This window comes from Yoonia sp. MH D7, from assembly GCF_054439475.1.
Map to the genome: position 1 here is coordinate 502,411 of NZ_JBTJCF010000001.1, position 21,616 is coordinate 524,026.

The 21,616-nt window shown below is 56.4% G+C and carries 24 protein-coding genes; 20 read left to right on the forward strand and 4 right to left on the reverse strand.

Features of this window, described 5'->3' with window-relative positions; translation table 11 throughout:
* Genes ACXLHR_RS02405 through ACXLHR_RS02425 form a run of 5 tightly spaced genes read left to right on the forward strand, consistent with a single transcriptional unit; the run spans window position 1 to window position 3,064 of the window.
* Window positions 1-360: a Na+/H+ antiporter subunit C gene (locus tag ACXLHR_RS02405; protein WP_458789950.1), complete on the forward strand. Its 360-nt coding sequence runs from the start codon at window positions 1-3 to the stop codon at window positions 358-360.
* Window positions 357-1,898, forward strand: coding sequence for a monovalent cation/H+ antiporter subunit D (locus ACXLHR_RS02410; RefSeq protein WP_458789951.1), 1,542 nt, complete (start codon window positions 357-359; stop codon window positions 1,896-1,898). Before ACXLHR_RS02405 ends, ACXLHR_RS02410 begins: the two co-directional genes overlap by 4 nt.
* 1 nt (window position 1,899) lies before the next feature.
* The gene (locus tag ACXLHR_RS02415) at window positions 1,900-2,400 is read left to right on the forward strand and encodes a Na+/H+ antiporter subunit E (protein WP_458789952.1); all 501 of its coding nucleotides are present in this window, start codon (window positions 1,900-1,902) and stop codon (window positions 2,398-2,400) included.
* The gene (locus ACXLHR_RS02420; RefSeq protein ID WP_458789953.1) at window positions 2,397-2,684 is read left to right on the forward strand and encodes a K+/H+ antiporter subunit F; all 288 of its coding nucleotides are present in this window, start codon (window positions 2,397-2,399) and stop codon (window positions 2,682-2,684) included. Before ACXLHR_RS02415 ends, ACXLHR_RS02420 begins: the two co-directional genes overlap by 4 nt.
* A complete protein-coding gene (locus tag ACXLHR_RS02425) occupies window positions 2,681-3,064 on the forward strand; it encodes a cation:proton antiporter (protein ID WP_458789954.1) in 384 nt (127 codons plus the stop codon). Before ACXLHR_RS02420 ends, ACXLHR_RS02425 begins: the two co-directional genes overlap by 4 nt.
* A gap of 155 nt (window positions 3,065-3,219) precedes the next feature.
* Here the strand turns inward: ACXLHR_RS02425 and ACXLHR_RS02430 are convergent, their stop codons facing one another.
* On the reverse strand, window positions 3,220-4,431 hold the full coding sequence (locus tag ACXLHR_RS02430; protein WP_458789955.1) for a multidrug effflux MFS transporter: 1,212 nt from the start codon (window positions 4,429-4,431) through the stop codon (window positions 3,220-3,222).
* A 177-nt stretch (window positions 4,432-4,608) separates the two neighbouring features.
* Between ACXLHR_RS02430 and ACXLHR_RS02435 the strand changes: the two genes are divergently transcribed.
* The 6 genes from ACXLHR_RS02435 to ACXLHR_RS02460 all read left to right on the forward strand — a co-directional run bounded on the left by ACXLHR_RS02435 (window position 4,609) and on the right by ACXLHR_RS02460 (window position 9,839).
* The gene (locus tag ACXLHR_RS02435) at window positions 4,609-6,138 is read left to right on the forward strand and encodes an acyl-CoA carboxylase subunit beta (RefSeq protein ID WP_458789956.1); all 1,530 of its coding nucleotides are present in this window, start codon (window positions 4,609-4,611) and stop codon (window positions 6,136-6,138) included.
* Complete coding sequence (locus ACXLHR_RS02440) at window positions 6,108-6,515, forward strand: DUF6497 family protein (RefSeq protein ID WP_458789957.1); 408 nt, start codon at window positions 6,108-6,110, stop codon at window positions 6,513-6,515. The genes ACXLHR_RS02435 and ACXLHR_RS02440 overlap by 31 nt, the downstream gene beginning before the upstream one ends.
* Window positions 6,515-6,862, forward strand: coding sequence for a hypothetical protein (locus ACXLHR_RS02445; RefSeq protein WP_458789958.1), 348 nt, complete (start codon window positions 6,515-6,517; stop codon window positions 6,860-6,862). Before ACXLHR_RS02440 ends, ACXLHR_RS02445 begins: the two co-directional genes overlap by 1 nt.
* Window positions 6,863-7,178: 316 nt before the next feature.
* Entirely contained in the window at window positions 7,179-7,370 is a 192-nt protein-coding gene (locus tag ACXLHR_RS02450; protein ID WP_458789959.1) for a hypothetical protein, read from the forward strand.
* A gap of 94 nt (window positions 7,371-7,464) precedes the next feature.
* Window positions 7,465-9,462 carry an acetyl-CoA carboxylase biotin carboxylase subunit gene (locus ACXLHR_RS02455; RefSeq protein WP_458789960.1) on the forward strand — a complete coding sequence of 666 codons (1,998 nt, stop codon included), beginning with the start codon at window positions 7,465-7,467 and terminating at the stop codon, window positions 9,460-9,462.
* Window positions 9,459-9,839, forward strand: coding sequence for a hypothetical protein (locus ACXLHR_RS02460; RefSeq protein WP_458789961.1), 381 nt, complete (start codon window positions 9,459-9,461; stop codon window positions 9,837-9,839). The genes ACXLHR_RS02455 and ACXLHR_RS02460 overlap by 4 nt, the downstream gene beginning before the upstream one ends.
* 10 nt (window positions 9,840-9,849) lie before the next feature.
* On the opposite strand, the gene ACXLHR_RS02465 is transcribed toward ACXLHR_RS02460, so the two are convergent.
* Window positions 9,850-10,302: a DUF4174 domain-containing protein gene (locus tag ACXLHR_RS02465; protein WP_458789962.1), complete on the reverse strand. Its 453-nt coding sequence runs from the start codon at window positions 10,300-10,302 to the stop codon at window positions 9,850-9,852.
* A 335-nt stretch (window positions 10,303-10,637) separates the two neighbouring features.
* Here ACXLHR_RS02465 and scpA point away from each other — a divergent pair, with 335 nt between their 5' ends.
* From scpA to ACXLHR_RS02510, 9 genes are all read left to right on the forward strand, one after another.
* On the forward strand, window positions 10,638-12,764 hold the full coding sequence (gene scpA, locus ACXLHR_RS02470) for a methylmalonyl-CoA mutase (protein WP_458792450.1): 2,127 nt from the start codon (window positions 10,638-10,640) through the stop codon (window positions 12,762-12,764).
* A 130-nt stretch (window positions 12,765-12,894) separates the two neighbouring features.
* On the forward strand, window positions 12,895-13,491 hold the full coding sequence (locus tag ACXLHR_RS02475; RefSeq protein WP_458789963.1) for a VOC family protein: 597 nt from the start codon (window positions 12,895-12,897) through the stop codon (window positions 13,489-13,491).
* Entirely contained in the window at window positions 13,488-13,958 is a 471-nt protein-coding gene (locus ACXLHR_RS02480) for an N-acetyltransferase family protein (protein WP_458789964.1), read from the forward strand. The genes ACXLHR_RS02475 and ACXLHR_RS02480 overlap by 4 nt, the downstream gene beginning before the upstream one ends.
* A 32-nt stretch (window positions 13,959-13,990) precedes the next feature.
* Window positions 13,991-14,671 (forward strand): TerB family tellurite resistance protein, encoded by a 681-nt coding sequence (locus ACXLHR_RS02485; RefSeq protein ID WP_458789965.1) that lies wholly within the window; start codon window positions 13,991-13,993, stop codon window positions 14,669-14,671.
* Entirely contained in the window at window positions 14,668-15,690 is a 1,023-nt protein-coding gene (locus ACXLHR_RS02490) for an endonuclease/exonuclease/phosphatase family protein (protein WP_458789966.1), read from the forward strand. Before ACXLHR_RS02485 ends, ACXLHR_RS02490 begins: the two co-directional genes overlap by 4 nt.
* A 46-nt stretch (window positions 15,691-15,736) precedes the next feature.
* Window positions 15,737-16,090: a hypothetical protein gene (locus tag ACXLHR_RS02495; protein WP_458789967.1), complete on the forward strand. Its 354-nt coding sequence runs from the start codon at window positions 15,737-15,739 to the stop codon at window positions 16,088-16,090.
* Between the two features lie 77 nt (window positions 16,091-16,167).
* The gene (locus tag ACXLHR_RS02500; RefSeq protein WP_458789968.1) at window positions 16,168-16,725 is read left to right on the forward strand and encodes a copper chaperone PCu(A)C; all 558 of its coding nucleotides are present in this window, start codon (window positions 16,168-16,170) and stop codon (window positions 16,723-16,725) included.
* Window positions 16,726-16,728: 3 nt separating this feature from the next.
* Window positions 16,729-17,325 (forward strand): SCO family protein, encoded by a 597-nt coding sequence (locus tag ACXLHR_RS02505; RefSeq protein ID WP_458789969.1) that lies wholly within the window; start codon window positions 16,729-16,731, stop codon window positions 17,323-17,325.
* Between the two features lie 156 nt (window positions 17,326-17,481).
* A complete protein-coding gene (locus ACXLHR_RS02510; protein ID WP_458789970.1) occupies window positions 17,482-17,868 on the forward strand; it encodes an AAA+ family ATPase in 387 nt (128 codons plus the stop codon).
* Here the strand turns inward: ACXLHR_RS02510 and ACXLHR_RS02515 are convergent.
* Window positions 17,865-19,406, reverse strand: coding sequence for a Ppx/GppA family phosphatase (locus ACXLHR_RS02515; protein WP_458789971.1), 1,542 nt, complete (start codon window positions 19,404-19,406; stop codon window positions 17,865-17,867). The genes ACXLHR_RS02510 and ACXLHR_RS02515 overlap by 4 nt on opposite strands.
* Window positions 19,403-21,586 (reverse strand): RNA degradosome polyphosphate kinase, encoded by a 2,184-nt coding sequence (locus ACXLHR_RS02520; protein WP_458792451.1) that lies wholly within the window; start codon window positions 21,584-21,586, stop codon window positions 19,403-19,405. Before ACXLHR_RS02520 ends, ACXLHR_RS02515 begins: the two co-directional genes overlap by 4 nt.
* Window positions 21,587-21,616: the final 30 nt, after the last annotated feature.

The window sequence follows — 21,616 nt, forward strand, 5'->3', positions numbered from 1 at the left end:
ATGGAACTCCTTGTTGCTTCTGCGATTGGAATTTTGACGGCGGGCGGGCTCTATCTTGTGCTGCGACTGCGGACGTTTCCCGTGATTTTGGGGGTCTCGCTTTTGACTTACGCGGTGAATGTGTTTCTGTTTACCTCCGGGCGTTTGACCGTTGGCGCGCCGCCGATTTTGCGCGACGGTGTGACCTCCTATGCCGACCCTGTGCCGCAAGCCTTGGTCCTGACGGCGATTGTAATCTCATTTGGGATGACGGCAGTTGTTGTGATGATCAGCCTTGGTGCATTTCTGGGGTCCGATGATGATCATGTGGACGACCAGCTCGCCGATCAATCCGCCGACAAATCGGGAGAGACATCATGACCCATTGGTTGATCGTGCCTGTCGTTCTGCCTGCTCTGCTTGCGCCGTTCATCGTGCTTGCAGCCCGTTACCATATCGGCATCCAACGCAGTTTCTCTTTGGCGGGTGTGATCGCGCTTATTTTCGTGGCGCTGGGACTGACGGCGCAGGTATTTGACGGCACTATTTTACTGTATCAGCTGGGCGATTGGGCGGCGCCGTTAGGAATTGTGCTTGTTGGTGATCGTTTGTCGCTCTTCATGGTGCTGCTGACGGCGGTGCTGGCGTTATTTGTGCTGCTTTACGCGATCGGGTCAGGCTGGGATAATCGCGGCGCGCATTTTCACGCGCTGTTACAGTTTCAGATTATGGGGATTATGGGGGCGTTCCTGACGGGCGACCTGTTTAACCTGTTTGTGTTTTTCGAAGTTCTGCTGATCGCGTCCTATGGATTGATGATCCATGCAGGTGGTGACGCGCGCCTGCGTGCGGGTGTGCAATATGTGCTGTTTAACCTGATCGGATCGACGCTGTTCCTGTTCGCACTGGGGGCAATTTACGCCCAGACCGGCACGCTGAATATGGCTGATCTGGCGAACCGCGTGGCGATGATCGGGCCCCAAGATACGGTAGGGATCCGTGTCGCGGCGGTTCTTTTGATCCTTGTGTTTGCGATCAAGGCCGCGGTTGTGCCGCTACATTTCTGGCTTCCTGCGAGTTACGCCGAAGCACCAGCGCCTGTTGCAGCCCTGTTTGCAATCATGACCAAGGTTGGGATTTACGGGATCATTCGCGTTTACACCTTGGTATTTCCGCCTGATCTTGCGGTGACGTCGGGCTTGCATGGGGTTTGGTTACTGCCTGCGGCGTTGCTATCGGTGGCTGTTGGCATGGTTGGGGTTCTGGCGGCCAAACGGCTGGACCGCTTGGTGGCGTTCTCGGTCATCGGGTCAATGGGCATGGTGACGGTGGCGGTGTCACTGTTTACACCCGCTGGGATCGCTGCGGCCCTTTACTACATCGTGCATTCGACGCTCGCGGCAGCGGCGCTATTTTTGATCGTGGATCTGGTGCGCTCGGGTCGCAAAAACATGGACCTGACGCCGCAGCCTGCGATCGCTGGCAATGCACTGACTGCTGCCATGTTTTTCATGGGCGCAATCGCGGTGGCGGGCCTGCCGCCTTTGTCGGGTTTTCTTGGAAAGCTGTTGGTGTTGGATGCAGCATATGAAAGTGATCAGGTCGCATGGATCTGGGCGATTGTACTGGGGTCGAGCCTGATTAGCATTGTCGGGTTTTCGCGTGCCGGCAGCATTTTATTCTGGAAAGCACTTAGCGTGGGACCACCCGAGACCGATGCTAATCTGGCGCGTCCCGCTACGTTGTCTTATGTTGCGGTCGGCGGGTTGCTTGCGCTTTTGGTCGCCCATACCGTTTTTGCGGGGCAGGTCCATGCCTACACGATCAAGATGGCAGCACAGCTATTTGCGCCGCAGCCCTATATCGCAACCGTGCTGGAGACGCCGGGCAAGTTAAGCACACCGTCGGAGGGCCACTGATTTGAAACGCGCGTTTTTTTGGCTTATGCCGCATCCGTTTGTGACGCTGCTTTTGGTTGTTGTCTGGACATTGTTGCAAAATGAAGTATCGGCAGGAATGGTTGTTTTTGGCTTTATTCTGGGAGTCATCATCCCGTGGGGGACGTCAATCTGGTGGCCCAATACGCCCCAGGGGTTTCATCCGGGCAGGATGATCAGCTACATGGCGCTCGTCATGTGGGACATCCTTGTGGCGAACGTAGAAGTCGCGTGGATTGTGCTGACAGTTCCAAACGCAAAATTAAAGCCGGCCTGGATCGTCGTCCCGTTAGACTTGCGTCAACCCGAGGCCATTACGGTTCTTGCCGGCACGATCACGCTGACCCCTGGTACGGTGTCTGCGGACCTGTCAGACGAGGGCCATAGCCTGTTAATCCATGTGCTGCACACAGATGATCCCGACGCTGTTCGGGACGATATCATCAACCGCTACCAGCGCCGCCTTAAGGAGATTTTCTTATGACAACTGCTCTTGGATTTATGGAGGTAGCGATGATTGTCACTTTTGTGACGCTTGTGCTTGCACAGATCATGTCAATGGTGCGTGTGGTGATCGGGCCAACGCCGGGTGACCGCATCCTCGCACTGGATACGATGGTCATCAACGGTTTAGGGCTGGTGATTGCGATGGGGATTTTCCACGGCACGCAGATTTATTTCGAGGTCTCTTTGCTGATCGCGATGTTAGGGTTTGTCTCGACTGTTGCGCTCGCGCGGTTCTTGCTGCGGGGGGACATCATCGAATGAGCGCTGAAATTATCGGGATCTACGTGGTTGCAATAAGCCTGTTGATCGGGTCGTTTTTTGTATGTGTCGGTGTCATCGGCCTGATGAAATTCAATAATCCGATGTCGCGCCTGCATGCGCCAACAAAGGTCGGGACCATCGGGATCGGAATGCTGCTTGTCGCGTCGCTGGTCCACTCACTGGTCTTGGGTGACTCGTCGATGCACGAATTGCTGATTATGGGCTTTTTGTTTGTAACAGCACCGATTTCCGCGAATTTCATCGCCAAGGTGAATATCCATCGCGGCGATTGCGAAACGCCGCCGCCACCGCAGCGCGACAAGACGTGGTCAACGCTGAGCACACCGCAAGACGAAAAAAAGGGCGGCGCGAAAGACTAAGGTTTTGACGCGCTGTTGAAGGACGCATGATCCCTCAACGGACAATAGCTTCGGGCTTTATGAATATCTTCGCCAGTTCATGAAACCCGAATGCGGATTTTTAGCAATCATTACAGACGCTTGAACTCACAGTCCTATAACTGGTGGCAATCATTTTATGGGCGCGTCGCTGCACGCCAAACTACCAAAAGCACCGATAGCAGCGCTGCAACGGCCGTGCCTAGCATCAACCATTGTAACGGCACCGCACCCGTTGCTGGATCCAGCAATGTGCCTGCATATTGCGCCAGAACTGCGCCGCCGCCTACCATTAACGCACTGCCTAGACCCGACGCAGTGCCTGCCAGATGCGGGCGTACCGACAACAGGCCCGCAGTGACGTTTGGCAATGCAATGCCGTTACCTAGGCCCAGAAACGTGCAGAACCCGAAGAAAATCAGCGGATGATGATACCCCAGCAACGCCAATCCAAGCGAGCTGCCAAGCCCGATAATCATCAAGATCGTGCCAATAACCGCCATGCGGTTGATGCCAAGGCGCACCGAATAGCGCCCCGCCAGAAAATTCCCGGTCGCATAGCCCACTGCAGGTGCGCCAAGGGCGATCCCCGACCACATCGGCGATAGCCCGAAAACGGTGCCCGCAATAAAGGACGCGCCGCCCAAAAGCGCAAAAAATGACCCCGACGAAAAGGCAGCACAAAGCGCATAACCCCAAAAGCGCGGAGAGGACAAAAGCTCGGGGTAACCGCGCAACATGTCACGGAACGACATGCCGCCTTTGGCCAGTGTTTCACCCTGATCAAAATAGCATAGCAGCCAGACCGCAGCCCCCGAAAACGTCAGCACAAGGAACGTCGCGTGCCAGCCGAAATACTGGTCCAAGGTGCCGCCAATCGCCGGTCCAATCATCGGCACCAGCGCCATGCCCATTGTGACATAGCCAATCATCGACGCCGCTTGGGCCTGCGGAACCATGTCGCGCACAATCGCGCGGCTAAGGACCATCACCGTCGCAACTGCACCCTGCAACATGCGAAATGCGAGAAATACGCCAACGGTTGGTGCCATATAGGCGCCGAAACTCGCAAGAACAAAAATCCCCATCGCCCAGAGCGCGATGGGTCTGCGTCCGTAGCGGTCCGAAATCGGGCCGATCGCGATTTGCAACACCGCCGTGGTCGCCAGATACCCCGAAAGCGCCAGCTGCATAGTCGCGTAATCCGTGTCGAAATAGACCGTCATTGCCGCCAGCGAGGGCAGGAAAATTGACATATTCAACGCGGAAATCCCTGCCATCAAGATCAATGTCGTGATGTGCGGCGGGGTGGTGCGATCAAGGAAACGGACAACGGGCATATTGGTCATTCCAAAGACTTAGGCCTCGGACGCGAGTGTGTCCATGAATGATTTGATTGGCCTGAGAGATTTGCAGTTATGCAGTTTTGTAAAAATGCAAATGCGGTGGTTTGCAAATATCCGCATTAGATCTTCTCATAACCGCCGAGCGCCGTTAAGGTTGTGCTTATCAAAGGGGAACACATCATGGACGTAATGCAAGAGCTTGAGACGCGCCGCGCGGCTGCAATGCTGGGTGGCGGTGAAACGCGCATCGCCGCACAACACGGCAAAGGCAAGTTAACCGCACGCGAACGTATTGATTTGCTGCTGGATGACGGCTCTTTTGAAGAGTTCGACATGTTCGTCGCCCACCGCTGCACAGACTTCGGCATGGAAAAACAGCGTCCCGCAGGCGACGGCGTTGTAACGGGCTGGGGCACAATCAACGGGCGTCTGGTCTATGTGTTCTCGCAAGATTTCACCGTGTTCGGCGGCTCGCTGTCGGAAACGCATGCGCAAAAAATATGCAAAATCATGGACATGGCGATGCAAAACGGCGCGCCCGTGATCGGCATCAACGATTCCGGCGGCGCGCGCATTCAAGAAGGTGTTGCATCCCTCGCAGGCTACGCCGAAGTGTTCCAGCGCAACATTATGGCCTCAGGCGTTGTGCCGCAAATCAGCCTGATCATGGGGCCTTGCGCAGGTGGTGCGGTCTATTCTCCCGCCATGACCGACTTCATCTTTATGGTGAAAGACAGCTCTTATATGTTCGTAACCGGCCCCGATGTGGTCAAAACTGTCACCAACGAAGTTGTCACAGCCGAGGAACTGGGCGGCGCTGCCACCCACACCAAGAAATCATCCGTCGCTGACGGCGCGTTTGAAAACGACGTAGAGGCCTTGGCCGAATGCCGCCGTCTGGTCGATTTCCTGCCTCTCAACAACAAAACCAAATCCCCCGTGCGCCCGTTCTTTGACGATGTGAACCGTATCGACGAAAGCCTTGATACGCTGATCCCCGACAACGCAAACGCACCTTACGACATGAAAGAGTTGATCCATAAACTGGCAGACGAAGGTGATTTTTACGAGATCCAACAAGATTTCGCCAAGAATATCCTGACCGGTTTCATTCGCCTCGAAGGCTCGACCGTGGGCGTTGTTGCCAACCAACCGACCGTTCTGGCAGGCTGCCTTGATATCGACAGCTCGCGCAAGGCGGCGCGGTTTGTGCGCTTCTGCGATGCGTTTGAAATTCCGATCCTGACACTCGTCGATGTGCCGGGGTTTTTGCCCGGAACGTCACAGGAATTCGGCGGCGTGATCAAACACGGCGCAAAACTGCTGTTCGCTTATGGCGAAGCAACTGTGCCAAAAGTGACCGTGATCACCCGCAAAGCCTACGGCGGCGCCTATGACGTGATGGCCTCAAAGCATCTGCGCGGCGATTTCAACTATGCATGGCCCACTGCCGAAATCGCTGTGATGGGGGCAAGGGGGGCGACTGAAATCATCCACCGCGCCGACCTTGGCGACGCCGAAAAAATCGCAAAACACACCGCCGACTACGAAGACCGCTTCGCCAACCCGTTTGTCGCGGCTGAACGCGGGTTCATCGACGAAGTGATCCGTCCGCAATCAACGCGCAAACGTGTGTGTCGAGCGTTCGCCTCGCTGCGTGGCAAATCCCTCCAAAATCCTTGGAAAAAACACGACAATATCCCGCTCTGAACGAGGTCAAGATTATCCGCACATTTGCGATCATATGCACGCTGCTTGCCAGCCCCGCGATGGCCACCGAGATTGTGGTGCCGTCGGGGCATGTGTTCACACTTTTTGAGGTGCGCATCGAAGACGACTTGGGGCGGTTCAGATTCACACTGCCGGAAATCGCCACGGGCCTCACCTTTGCCGATGTAATGGATGATTTTGACTTTGTCTGCGCTCAGGTCGCGGTTCCTGCTTTGACCCAAGCGCAATCAGGTGTAACCCAACTGGTGATTTCCGTCTCCGCCGAAGAAGTTCCCTTCGGCGAGATCACGGAGGTTGTTCAGTTTTTTCAGCCGTTTCGCCGTGATGGCGACGCCTGTATTTGGGAAGAATTCTAATGGAAAAGCACCGCGGGTTTCCCGGTCGCCTTGCCGGCACCGATTTTCAATTTGTGATAAGACGCGACAATAAAGATGGCGCTACCGAAATCACCCAGCGTATCCGCTACCCCGACCGACGCCCGCCCGACCGGCGCGCTGACGCTGGCTTCATGCAGGCGCTTTATGACCATTTTGGCACCGAACCTTTTATCCGTGGCAATTTGGACGCAGGACGCCTCAGCTGGCTTTTCGGCCGCGAAGTTGTGCCTGCCGAGGACCCGTTTGACGCCTCCAGTTACGACGCTTTGCTGCGCATTGATTTAAAAGTTGCGATGATCAGCTTTCCAGAGATGCGGGAACGCTAATGGGCCATTTGTCGCGCAATACCATGTTATTCCAGCGGAAATCAGCCGGTTTTGGCGATCCGTCGGCGACATGCTTTTGCAACATATGCGACTTATGCCAATCTGACCTCGCAGCAGGCAGGCCAAGCATCCTGTCTGATGTAGATAGTCTCGACTATTGCCCTTTCCCCGGCCGATATGTGCCTTTCGGGCCCATATCGGTCACCCTTTTCATGGATACGGCGAAATATCGCACGGCTGGCTTTGTAAGGCTTGCGTTCTTGTTTGATATAGCCGATTTTATGACGAGTAGAACACTTCATAAGGGCAGAAAATCATGCTTAAAACTTCTTATATCATCGCTGCAACAGCGCTTCTCGGTCTCACAGCTTGCCTCGACACAGACGGCGAGCGCGCGCTTGTTGGCGCTGGCGTTGGCTGCGTTGCTGGCGAAACAATCGGTAGCAACCGCTGCGTTGAAGGCGCGCTTGCTGGCGGCCTTATCGGCGCACTTGCTAACGACCTCTAAGGTCAAGCGTTTAACAAATTCTATTAAAACACCTAAAATCGCCGCCGCAGGACAACCCTGCGCGCGGCGATTTTGCTTTTGAAGGGCTGCTGAAATGTTCAAGAAAATTCTGATCGCAAACCGCGGTGAAATTGCTTGCCGTGTGATTAAAACCGCCAAGAAAATGGGGATCAAAACCGTCGTCATTTATTCCGACGCGGATCGCAACGCGCTGCATGTGAAAATGGCGGACGAGGCGGTGCATATCGGGCCAGCCCCCGCCAACCAGTCCTATATCGTCATCGACAAAGTCATGGCCGCGGTGCTGCAAACAGGCGCAGAGGCCGTGCATCCGGGCTATGGTTTCCTGTCGGAAAACGCCAAATTCGCCGAAGCCCTAGAGGCCGCTGGCGTCGCTTTCATCGGACCGCCAAAAGGCGCGATCTTGGCGATGGGCGACAAAATCACCTCCAAAAAACTAGCCCAAGAGGCCAATGTGTCCACCGTTCCAGGTTATATGGGCCTGATCGACGACGCCGAACATGCGGTCAAAATCTCGAACGAAGTCGGCTACCCCGTCATGATCAAAGCCTCGGCAGGCGGCGGCGGCAAAGGCATGCGCATTGCGTGGAACGACCAAGAGGCCCGCGAAGGCTTCCAATCCTCCAAGAACGAAGCGGCCAACTCCTTTGGCGATGACCGTATTTTCATCGAAAAATTTATCACCCAACCGCGCCACATCGAAATTCAGGTGCTTTGCGATAAACATGGCAATGGCGTCTACCTGCACGAACGCGAGTGCTCGATCCAGCGCCGCCAGCAAAAAGTCATCGAAGAAGCCCCAAGCCCGTTCCTCAATGAGGAAACCCGTGCCGCAATGGGCGCGCAATCAGTGGCCCTCGCGAAAGCAGTGGATTACGCCTCGGCAGGCACAGTCGAATTCATCGTCGACGGCGACCGCAATTTCTACTTCCTCGAAATGAACACCCGCCTCCAAGTCGAACATCCCGTCACCGAACTGATCACCGGCATTGATCTGGTCGAACAAATGATCCGCGTCGCCTACGGTGAAAAACTGCCAATGAAGCAGGAAGACCTGAAAATCAACGGCTGGGCAATGGAAAGCCGGCTTTACGCCGAAGATCCCTATCGCGGTTTCCTGCCCTCCATCGGCCGCTTGACCCGCTACCGCCCCCCTGTGGAAATGGCCGACGCAACCCGCGCCGTGCGCAATGACACAGGCGTCTTTGAGGGCGGCGAAATCAGCATGTATTACGACCCTATGATCGCAAAACTCTGCACATGGGCGCCAACCCGCGCGTTGGCAATCGAGGAAATGCGTCTCGCTCTGGACGGTTTCGAGGTCGAAGGCATCGGTCACAACCTGCCATTCCTCGCCGCCGTCTATGACCACGAGAAATTCACCTCTGGCAACATGACGACCGCTTTCATCGAGGAAGAATTCCCTGACGGATTTGACGGCGCAACCCTGTCCGACGACACATTAACCCGCATTGCCGCCGCAGCGTCTGCCATGCACCGCGTCGCCGAAATCCGCCGCAGCCGCATCTCGGGGCGCATGAACAACCACGAACGCAAAGTCGGCGCAGACTGGGTCGTCAATCTGCAAGGCCAATCTCTCGACACCGTCATTGCCGCCGACAAAGCCGGATCGAACGTCACAATCAATGGGCAGGTCCTGCGCGTCGAAGGCGACTGGACACCGGGCGACCCACTGGCGCGCATGACGGTGGACGGCTCACCGCTGGTCATGAAGGTCGGCAAAATCTCGGGCGGCTTCCGCGTACGCCACCGCGGTGCCGACCTCAAAGTGCATGTGCGCACCCCGCGTCAGGCCGAACTCGCAGCCCTGATGCCCGAAAAAGTGGCTCCCGACACCTCCAAGCTGCTGCTTTGCCCGATGCCGGGCCTGATCGTAAAAATCAACGTGGCCGTGGGCGACGAAGTGCAGGACGGACAGGCACTTTGCACCGTAGAAGCGATGAAAATGGAAAACATCCTGCGCGCCGAACGCAAAGGCATCGTCACCAAAATCAACGCCGCCGCAGGTGATAGCCTCGCAGTGGACGAAATCATCATGGAGTTTGAGTGACAATGTCTGGATTTGGCCGGATTCTTGGCATCACAGCGACCGCATACCTGATCGGGCTTGCGGTGGCTTTGCTGGCAATCCTTGTGATCATCGACATGGACACGATCAGCCTCGATAGCGGATTGCCGCTATCGGTGATGACAACGCCGATGATTGCCGTGGTCATATTTTGGGGCGTTGCACGGACGGCAGGGTCCAATTTGGCCCCCGTGCGCACGTTTCTATTCGGTGGGATCGCGGTCTACAGCCTGCTCTATCTTTACGGGCGCTTGGTGGCAAACGCGTTCATGTCAAACACGGCCGCAACCGTGATCGGTGCACTGGCATTATTCCTGATGTGTCTTAAAATGATCAGCCACGCGGACCAACTCCCGTGACACATGCGTGTTATTCCACCACACGCCGGTCACGAATTTCCTGCTGGCGCAATGGCATCTTATCAATGCTGCGCGATATTTCACGCACATCCCATGGTGCCGGCTTGCGCAACTCGATACGCCCGTCTTTGCCGATAATCGCCAACATAAACCCGCGCGGACGCAGTGCCGTGCGCAAGGCACTTGGGGTCTCAGGATCGGTGTCCGCGATAACAATCACATCGCGCAACGCCAATTCATCAATACGCTCGGTCAATAGCCCAATCTGCTCGTCGAACATCGGATCATTCGGACTTTGCGCAAACACCACAATCGGGCGCGCAATCCAGATGAAATCCGCCGGATCAATCCCGGCAGCATCAAAGATCTGCGTGCGGTCGGCAGTCCATGCCTCTAGTGCGGTTTGCGCGTTAGACGCGGTCGTCATGGCTGCCAGAACGGCGCTAATCAAAAGTGTTTTCATACTCCCTAACATAGCGTCTGTTTTAGTAATAACGACCACAAAGACCGCAATTGAATACAAATTTATGTTTAATCGCTTGGTTATAACCCCATGCCGGTAGTGATCTCCAGAAAGTGCGCCAGACAGAGTGGTGTTCACCGCACTGCTACCACCAGATTTCAACAGTTCTGGCAGGGAGTGCAATGAAATGAATAACTTGGCGGATGGCACGACGACCTTACTAAACCCAAAAGGCGTTGCGCCGCAAAATACGCGACCAAAAATGAATGACATGGATGAAAACGGCATCGTGTGACTGGGAACAATCCAGCGACATGCCAAGATCGGAGAAAATGATGGGACAATTCGACGAATGGTCTAAAATCGCGGCCAAAGAATTGCGCGGCAAACCAATTGATGCGCTGACGTGGAACACGCTAGAGGGCATCGCGGTCAAACCGCTTTACACCTCAGACGACACCGACGGGTTGCCCCATATGGGCAGTATTCCGGGTGCCGCCCCCTTCACACGCGGCGTGAAAGCGACGATGTACGCGGGCCGCCCTTGGACAATCCGGCAATACGCAGGCTTCTCAACAGCCGAGGAATCTAACGCCTTCTACCGCGCGGCACTCGCCGGCGGTCAACAAGGCGTATCTGTCGCCTTCGATCTGGCCACCCACCGTGGCTACGATAGCGATCACCCCCGCGTCGAAGGTGACGTCGGCAAGGCAGGCGTGGCCATCGACAGCGTCGAAGACATGAAAATCCTGTTCGACGGCATCCCGCTGGATAAGGTCAGCGTCTCAATGACCATGAACGGTGCCGTCATTCCGATCCTCGCCAACTTCATCGTCACCGGCGAAGAGCAAGGCCACGACAAAGCACTGCTCGCAGGCACGATTCAAAACGATATTCTCAAAGAGTTCATGGTCCGCAACACCTACGTCTACCCCCCCGAACCCTCGATGCGGATCATCGCGGATATCATCGGATACACGTCCGAACATATGCCAAAATTCAACTCGATATCGATCTCCGGCTACCACATGCAAGAGGCCGGCGCGAACCTCGTGCAGGAACTCGCTTTTACACTGGCTGACGGGCGCGAATACGTCCGCACTGCCATCGCGGCGGGCATGGACGTCGATAAATTCGCGCCGCGCCTTTCGTTCTTTTTTGCCATCGGCATGAACTTCTTTATGGAGGCCGCGAAACTTCGCGCCGCCCGTCTGCTCTGGTCAAAAATCATGGCCGAATTCGATCCCAAAGACGAAAAATCCACGATGTTACGCACCCACTGCCAGACATCGGGCGTCAGCCTGCAAGAACAAGACCCCTATAACAACGTGATCCGCACCGCCTACGAGGCGATGTCGGCGGTCTTGGGCGGCACCCAATCCCTGCACACAAACGCCCTCGACGAAGCTATCGCGCTACCCACCGATTTCTCCAGCCGGATCGCACGCAATACCCAGTTAATACTGCAAGAAGAAACCGGCATCACCAACGTGGTCGACCCGCTGGCAGGGTCGTATTACGTCGAAAGCCTGACTGCGGAGCTTGCTGAAAAAGCTTGGAAAATCATCGAAGAAGTCGAGGAACTGGGCGGCATGACCAAAGCCGTGGCCTCTGGTATGCCCAAGCTACGCATCGAGGAATCCGCGGCGACCCGCCAAGCGATGATAGACCGAGGTACCGAGGTCATTGTTGGGGTAAATAAATACCGCAAAGACAACGAGGACCCGATCGATATCCGCGATATTGACAACGCATCTGTGCGCCTGTCCCAAATTGCCCGCATTGAAAAAACACGAGCGTCACGCGATCAAGCCGCCTGTGATGCCGCACTCGCCGAAATCACGCGGCGCGCAAAAGAAGGCGGCAACCTACTAGAAGCCGCGGTCGAAGCCGCGCGTCACCGCGCCACAGGAGGGGAAATCAGCATGGCAATGGAAGTTGAATTTGGCCGCCACCGCGCCGAAGTCAAAACCCTCGCAGGGGTGTACGGCGCGGCCTACGAAGGCGACGCAGGCTTTGAAGCAATCCAGAAATCCGTCGAGGACTTCGCCGAAGAAGAAGGCCGCCGCCCGCGCATGTTGGTGGTCAAAATGGGCCAGGACGGTCATGATCGCGGCGCAAAGGTCATCGCCACGGCCTTTGCCGACATCGGATTTGATGTGGACGTCGGGCCATTGTTCCAGACACCCGCCGAAGCCGCGCAAGATGCGGTCGATAACGACGTGCATGTGATCGGGATTTCCAGTCAGGCAGCAGGCCATAAAACCCTCGCGCCGCAACTGATCAAAGCGCTGAAAGATGCGGGCGCCGAGGACATTCTGGTAATCTGCGGCGGTGTGATACCGCAGCAAGACTACAAATTCCTGTTTGACGCTGGCGTAAAAGCCATCTTTGGGCCGGGCACGAATATTCCGAAAGCGGCGGAAGATATCCTTGCCCTGATTAGAAAAACTCGCGCGTAACCTCGGATAGTCAAAGGCAGGCAAGGGCAGAATTCCTAAATGTTTTCTGCCCGCCACGGGGCAGGGGTTGCACCTTGTATAAATCAAGCATTTGATCGCCCAACGTGCAGCTGACGCAAAAGGATATGCAATGTTGGAACTTGATCACATCGCGGTTGTTTGCGCCGATCTTGCAACGGGCACGGCATGGTTATCTGAAAAACTTGGCGTGCCGCTCCTCGTAGGCGGCGCACATCCTAAATACGGCACGCATAACCGGTTGCTGGCATTGGCCGACGGTCTCTATCTAGAGGTGATTGCGCCTGATCCTGCGGCAAATGTGCAGGGTCCGCGCTGGTTTGATCTCGACCATGCACCCGATGTGCCGCGCTGGGGCAACTGGATTTGCCGGGCCGATGATCTTGCGGCACACTCCACCCTTACAGGCCCTGCGGTGCAAATGTCGCGCGGTGATCTGACGTGGCAGATCACGGTGCCGGACGACGGGTCCTTGCCGATGCAGGGTGGTTTCCCGACATTGATCCACTGGGACGACATGACCGCACATCCGACGTTAAAGCTTGCCAATAGCGGCTGTCGCTTGATCCGTTGGGAGGTGCATCACCCCGAGGCTGCCCATCTGCGTGAGATTTGCGCGTTAAACGATACGCGCGTGGTCTTTATCACCGCAGACAAACCGCATTTTAGCGCACATATCGACACCCCCAACGGGACCGTCGTGATATGATCCGTCCGGCGCTGCGCCGCGATGCGCAGACAATCGCCGACATCTGGAACCCGATCATCACACAAACCACGATCACCTTTACCTCTGATGAAATAACCGTGCCACAGGTCGCCGCTCTGATCACTCAAACCCCGTGCCTCGTCGTGGAAATTGCGGGTCAGGTCAAAGGATTCGCGCGCTACGGTCCGTTTCGCAGTGGGAACGGCTATAAATTCAGCGCCGAACACACAATTTATCTGGCGCCCGATGCGCGCGGACACGGCCTCGGCGGCCCCTTGCTCGCGGCCCTGTGTGAACATGCAAAACACGCTGGCATTCGCATGATGCATGCGGGCATCAGCGGCGAAAACCCACGCGCAGTTGAATTTCATACCACCTGCGACTTCACGACCCTTGCGATCCTGCCAGAGGTGGGGTTCAAGGTCGGGCGCTGGATTGATCTGGTGTTGATGCAAAAACGGCTCTGACGTTTCGGGGCGAAATCGGTTAGGCTATGCTTATGTCACTATGGTCACGCATAACGGACGCGATTGCGGCTCTTGCTAGCGGCGAAAGCTTGTCGGCGGTGTTCGAACGCCTGCGCACGCCGCCTGACAGGTCGGTGGCCTTCACGATTGCGGTCATAGCACTCGGTGCGAAAATGGCCAAAGCTGACGGGCAGGTCACCCGCGACGAGGTGAACGCTTTTCGCGAAGTGTTCCAAATCCCTCCCGAAGAAGAGGCCAACGCTGCGCGTGTGTTTAACCTTGCGCGCACCGATGTGGCCGGGTTCGAGGCTTACGCCGCACGGATCGGCGCGATGTATGCACAAGATCAGGCGCCGCTGTGCGATCTGATGGAGGGGCTGTTTCACATCGCGATAGCAGACGGTGAATACCACCCCAACGAAGACCAGTTCCTGTCGCGCGTGGCCGAGATTTGGGGCTACGACGACCACCGTTTTGCCCGCATCCGCGCCCAGTTTGTGCCGGACGCCACCCGCGACCCGTATGACGTGCTGGGCGTCGCCCATACCGCGCCAATGGAAGACATCAAATCCGCGTGGCGCGCGCTTGTGCGCAACACACACCCCGATAGTTTGACCGCGCGCGGCCTGCCTGCCGAGGCGGTGAAAATGGCCGAAAAACGTATGATCGTTATCAACCGCGCATGGGATAGCATCAAGGAACAGCGCGCGTGAAAATCGGAACCTACAACGTCGAATGGTTTAACAAACTGTTTGATGATGCAGGACGGCTGATCAACGACGACAGTTGGTCAGGGCGGTGGAACATTACAAAAGCTATGCAAACACAGGCGCTTGGAACAGTTTTTGCCGCAATGGACCTTGATGCCGTGATGATCATCGAGGCCCCCGACACCAGCCCGCATCGCAGCGGCGTGAAAGCCTTGGAAACATTTGCAGCCACCTTTGACCTGCGTGCCCGCCGCGCAATCATCGGCTTTGACAATGACACGCAACAAGAAATCGCGTTCCTTTACGACCCCGATAAAATGGACGCCCGACACGATCCGGTAGGCAACCCCACCGGCAAAAAAGGCAGCCATGACGCGCCGCGCTTTGACAGTACTTTCCGTCTTGATCTGGACGTTGACGCAGCGCCCGATCTGGTAACCTGGTCGAAACCTCCTTTGGAAATTGCACTAACCTTATCCACGGGTAAGGTTTTGCGCTTGATTGGCGTACACGCCAAATCCAAGGCCCCGCATGGCGCGAAAAACGAGGCCGAAGCCATCCGTATTTCAATCCAGAACCGCCGAAAGCAACTCGCGCAATGCATCTGGCTACGCCAACGCGTCGACGGACATCTCGCCGCTGGTGATGACCTGATTGTCATGGGCGATTTCAACGATGGCCCGGGGCTGGATGAATACGAAAAATTCTTCGGGCGTTCCGGCATAGAAATCGTGCTGGGCGAAGGTGACGCGCTGCGCATGTTCGAGCCCCACGCCCGTATCGCACTGGGACAGCGCATCGGCGCAATGCCCACCACAGCGCGGTTCAAACACCGTGACGGGCAATATCTGAATGCATTGCTCGACTACATTATAGTCTCGCCGAACCTGCGCGACATGGCGTCGCACTGGCAAATCTGGCACCCGTTCGATCACCCTGATTGTTATGAAAATTTGCCACTGCGCGAAGCACTTTTACACGCGTCCGACCACTTTCCGGTGGTGCTTGATCTGGCGCTTTGATCTTAGGTCATTCCCAATACCCGCAGGGTCCTGTTAGGATGCGCACATGAACCAGTCCCCGCCATTTCGCTTTATGATGTTATGCGCCGCTTTGATGCTGGCGCTGACCTCCATTGTGTCGGCAGGACGCATGGTGCAGACGACCCCCGCCAACCCGCAGATCGCTGCGTTTATCGCGATGGGCGGCACGGTTGACGATCTCTGCGGCGACGGAATGCCCGCGCATAGCGGACAATGCCCGTTCTGCCATGTGACGGCTGATGTCCACCCGACGCGCCCGACAGGGCAGGTCTGGGATTTGGTGCCAAATTCCACGGTCAAGGCTCTGGCCGCACTGACATTTGGCAATCAACGTGACCCCTTCGCATGGTCCGCCCGTGGACCGCCACGCGCGGCCTGAACCGTTCACTTTTTCCCGACAAAAAGACCCGCGACCGCAACGCCGGCGCGGTGGTCTGTCACATATTGGATATCCCCATGACTAAACCCTTTCTCTGCGCGCTGGCTCTGGCTGCAACTGCAACCTTTGCACAGGCTGACTCTCACATGGCCGCAATGCCCGAAGCCGGCGAAATGGCGCACATGTCGGCAGAAATCGTCGTAGGCGATTTGACCCTGACGCACCCATTCACACGCGCCACATTGCCAAACGCGCCTGTCGCGGGCGGCTTTATCGTAATCACCAATAATGGCGCCGTCGCTGACCGCCTGATCTCGGCCGCGTCGCCTGTGTCCAACGACACCCAGATCCACGAAATGGCGATGGAAAACGACGTGATGAGAATGCGCCAACTACCAGAAGGCTTGACCATTGCGGCCGGTGAAACCGTCACGCTTGCGCCAGGCGGCAATCATATGATGTTCTTGGACCTGACCGGCCCCTTGGTCGAAGGCGAATCCATCGACGTACGCCTGACGTTCGAAGTGGCAGGCGACGTGGACGTGAAAATGCCCGTCGGCGCGACAAATCAAAAATCAATGATGCATGGCGACATGGATATGGACGCGGGCCACGCGCCCAAAGCAACGGAGTAGATAATGTCAAAACCAAAACCGTTTCAAATCGCACTTATGGGGTTTGCTGCCGTCGCCTTGGCCGCCAGCGCGTTTGCCTTTGTACTGAAACCCGCCATGACCACAACAATCGCAGATAAAATCGGGCAGGGCGACTATGTGCTCGCGGGCACTGATGGCGCTGAATTTACCCAAGAGACGCTCAAAGGCACGCCCTCGGCGGTCTTCTTCGGCTTCACCCATTGCCCCGAAGTCTGCCCGACAACCTTGGGCGACATTGCGACGTGGCAAGCGATCCTGGAGGAAGAAGACGGCGTCAACCTGCGCGCCTACTTTGTGACCGTGGACCCCGAACGCGACACAGCCGACCTGCTGGGCGATTACGTCTCTTGGACGCCGGGTGTTGTCGGGGTCACAGGCTCGGTCGAAGAGATCAACAAAGCGATCAAATCCTTTGTGATCTACGCTAGAAAAGTCCCGCTGGAAGGTGGCGGTTACACCATGGACCACTCGGCCTCGGTGCTGCTGTTTGACGACAAAGGACGCCTTTTTGAGCCCATCGGATACCAAGAGGGCGAAAAACGCGCCCTTGATAAAATTCGCAGGCTTTTGGCATCCTGAACCACATGCCCGCGCGGGAAACTGCGCGGGCATCATCCCCGCCCGCGTGATCCGGCTTGACGGTGTTTTAATATATACTGCGACGCAATCGCTGCCCTAGGGCTGCTATTACATTTGTGATTTGGCAATTTTAGCGTGCATACCTATATTGGTGCTATGAAACAGATTTTTGCCCGCACCGCCTTGACGCTGACGCTCGCCATGACCGTGGCCCTGCCTGCTGCTGCGCAAGACGACGAACCCGTCGTTGAAGAAGGCTTTAGCCTGATGGAAGAAGGCGCTAAAATGCTGCTGCGCGGGCTGATGCGTGAAATGGAACCCGCGATTGCAGACTTGAAAGATCTGGGCGATGACATGTCACATTTCTCGACCGAGATGGGACCAGCGCTTGCAGATTTGATGACGCATATCGACGATATCCGCAATTATGACACCCCCGAAATCATGCCAAATGGCGATATCATTATGCGCCGCACCCCCGACGCGCCCGCCTACACGCCCGATGTCGACGAAGCTTCGCCAGAGGGTGAAATCGACCTTTAAACAGGCTTGTTGAACTTCACCGTTGACGTGGCATTCAACGCAGAGGCCAGCGCTGCAAACCGCGCTTCGGCCACCTCGCCAAATAGCGGTCGCGCCTCGTGGTTTAGTATAAGGATCAATTCGTGTTTCTTCGGTTTCCATTTCAATTGACCTGGCGCACGTTCGGCGTCGAGCCATAACATCGCGCCAAGGCGCATTGCTTTTCCCAAAACCTCTGCCTGTTTGATCTGTGTCGCATCCAGCATCGCCACCAGCGGATCATAGCGCGCCGAGTGTTTGTTGGTGTAACGGTTCAAAAGCGACAGACCCAAAAACACCCGTTCATAATGCTTCAACCCGCCCAAATTGGCACGGGTGGCGTTATCAAACGTGACCTCGCCACGGTAATCAGGGTGGGCACGCCAGCTGACATCATGCAGCAAACAGGCGGCTTTAATGATGCGCTTTCGTTGCCAGTTTGCACGCGGAAATAGCGGGCGGACAAAATCGAATAACAAACGGCCAAAACCCGGAAGCCGCGCATCTTTCGCCTCGGCAAAACGGCAAGCCTCGATCAGCGGATCACGTTCGCGCAAGGCGCGTGGCATCTGCTCGTAAAGCATACCCTCGCGGATACCGTAACTGGACACCGCCACGTCTTTGGGCTTGAATTGACGCAAAAGCGACTTGAGCACGATGACCGCCAAAGGCACCAGCGCCATGCGACTCTCCGAGATATTGCAGCGCTGGCGCAACTCGTAAGGGTCTGACGCGGCAATATAATCGGCGGTTTTGCTGATCTGGCGCGCGGTCATGCGGTATTCATGCAGCACCGTCAAAGGATAGCCGCGTCGGTCCATATCAATACGCGCAATTGCCCGCCATGACCCGCCGACCAGAAACAGGCGCATCGATTTCTCAAAGTTCATCTGCTCGTGCAGCTTGGCCATCGTGGTCTTTACAAAGCTCTTGACCGCTTTTTTGCCGCCCTTGATTTCACGTAGTTTTAACGGACCCAGCGCCGAGGTCACGCGCTGGCCCACACGCCCGTCCGCAAGGTCGGCCAATTCCATCGACGATCCGCCAATATCGCAGACCAAACCGTAGGATTTTGGCCAGCCCAATAGCACACCCTGAGCCGACAGCCGCGCCTCTTCACGCCCGTCTATCACCCAGATTTTAATGCCGGTTTCGCGCAAAACCTCGTCGCGAAAGTCCATGCCGTCGCTGGCCTCGCGCACTGCGGCTGTGGCCACCGCTGTCAACGGGGTGATGCCCATACCTTCGGCCAGTGCCGCAAACCGGCGGATCGCGGACAAGGCGCGTACGCGGCCCAGCGGGTTCAAATAACCCGTTTCCGACAGCCCCGCGCCCAAGGCGCACATGATTTTTTCGTTATAGAAATACGCAGGTGACCGCGCCGCCCCGTCGAACACCACCATGCGCACCGAGTTGGAACCGACGTCGATAACGCCCACCCGACCCAAGCCCATTGCAGCGGCGTCTTCAAACAGTGGCCGACCAAATCCGCCCCAATCGATTGGTTCGTCATCGTTCATGATTGTGGCCCCTCATCGTCGCTATGTGTCAATTGCGGCACGTCGGACGCCCCCGCTGATCCGCGCCCCGAGAGCGACGGATTTTCCATGAAAAAGCGATGGCAGTTGAATGCAAATACATCGTCGGGGACCGGATCGCGGGTGAAAATGCCGTTACCTTCCATCACCCATGACTGCGCCACATCGGCCATATTTGCGGCCATGACCTGACTGACAATCTGGGCTTTTACGGTGGCGTTCTGGATCTCGATCAGGGTTTCGACGCGCCGGTTCAGGTTGCGACCCATCCAGTCGGCTGAACTGATATAGACCCTTGATTTCTTGCTTGGCAGTTTTTTGCCATTGGCAAAACAGACGATCCGGCTGTGTTCCAAAAACCGCCCGACGATTGATTTCACGCGGATATTTTCTGATAACCCCACAACACCGGGGCGCAGCCCGCAAATGCCGCGCACCACCAGACTGATCTGCACACCAGCTTGGGACGCCGCATATAGCGCGTCGATCACGTCCTCCTCGACAAGCGAATTCATCTTGGCCCAGATCATCGCAGGTTTGCCCTCGGCGGCATTTTCGGCCTCGGTCGCGATCCTTGCGAGCAGGGTTTCTTTTAGGTCCAGCGGCGCAATTGCAAGGTTCTCTAGGCTGTCGGGCTTTGCATAGCCCGACAGATAATTGAACACCTTGGTTGCATCGCGGCCCAGCTTGGCATCGCAAGTAAACAGTGACAGATCGGTATAGATTCGCGCGGTAATCGGATGGTAATTGCCGGTGCCAAAGTGGGTGTATGTCACCAGTTTTTCGCCTTCGCGGCGCACCACTGTGCTGATTTTCGCATGGGTTTTATAGTTCATGAAACCGTAAACCACATGGGCGCCTGCGCGTTCCAACCTGCGCGACTGGCGGATGTTTGCGGCCTCGTCAAAGCGGGCTTTGAGCTCGACCAAAGCAGTGACTGATTTGCCGTCTTCCGCCGCTTCGCACAGCGCCTCGACAATCGGAGAATTCTTGGAGGTGCGGTAAAGCGTCTGTTTGATCGCCACCACATTGGGGTCGCGGGCAGCCTGCGCGAGAAACCGGACGACCATGTCAAACGTCTCGTAGGGGTGGTGCAGCAGCATATCTTTCTGGCGGATCGCGGCAAACATGTCGCCGTCAAAATCCTGCACCCGCTCTGGCACGCGCGGGCTGAACGGGGGCCACAACAGGTCAGGGCGGTCATCCAAGACCAATTCGTTCAGGTTCGAGACACCAATCAAACCGTCCACTTCGACCACGGCGTCATCGGTCACGTGTAACTCTTGCATGATCATTGATTTCAATGAGTTAGGCGCATTTGCAGAAAGTTTCAGGCGCACAACCTCGCCGCGCCGCCGCCGTTTTAACGCCGTTTCAAATTCGCGCACAAGGTCTTCGGCCTCGTCTTCCAGTTCAAGATCGCTGTCACGCAGCACTTTGAACGCGCAGTTTCCTTTGACCGCAAAACCCGGGAATAATCGTCCCACATGCAGCAAAAGCAGTTCTTCCAGTGGCAAGAAACGATGACCGGTGACGGTCGGCAGGGCGATGAAACGCGCGATCTGCGCGGGCACCGGCAACAGCGCACGCATCGCGCGTTTGCCATCGGTTTTTTCAAGCTGCAGTGCCAGAGCAAAGCCTTCGTTGGGTAAAAACGGGAACGGGTGCGCAGGGTCGATCGCCAGCGGCGACAGCACCGGAAACACCTGATCAAGAAAGAAATCGTCAAGGAACGCTTTGTCATCATCGGTCAGGTCGGCGCGGGTCAAAAGGTAGATATCGTGTTCTTTGAGCGCGTCATTCAGGGTGTTGAAAACCGCCTGCTGGCGCAGCATCAACTCGCGGGCATTGGCGTTAATCAGCACCAATTGTTCGGCAGCCGTCAGCCCATCGATAGAGGGTGTTACGTTGCCCGCCAGCGCCAGTTCGCGCAGGCCCGCCACGCGCACGGTGTAGAATTCGTCGAGATTTGTGGCCGAAATCGACAGGAACCGCAGCCGTTCCAACAATGGCACCTTCAGGTTTTCCGCCTCTTCCAGAACCCGCCAGTTAAAGCTTAACCAACTTAATTCACGGTTAAAATACCGTGCGGGGGTGGCGGGATCAATGTCCAGAATCATCGGTGCGGGGAACGGGCTTTCAAGGAAGTTTGCTTGCATCATAACGCCTTGTGGCATGAGGGTGTTGCAGGT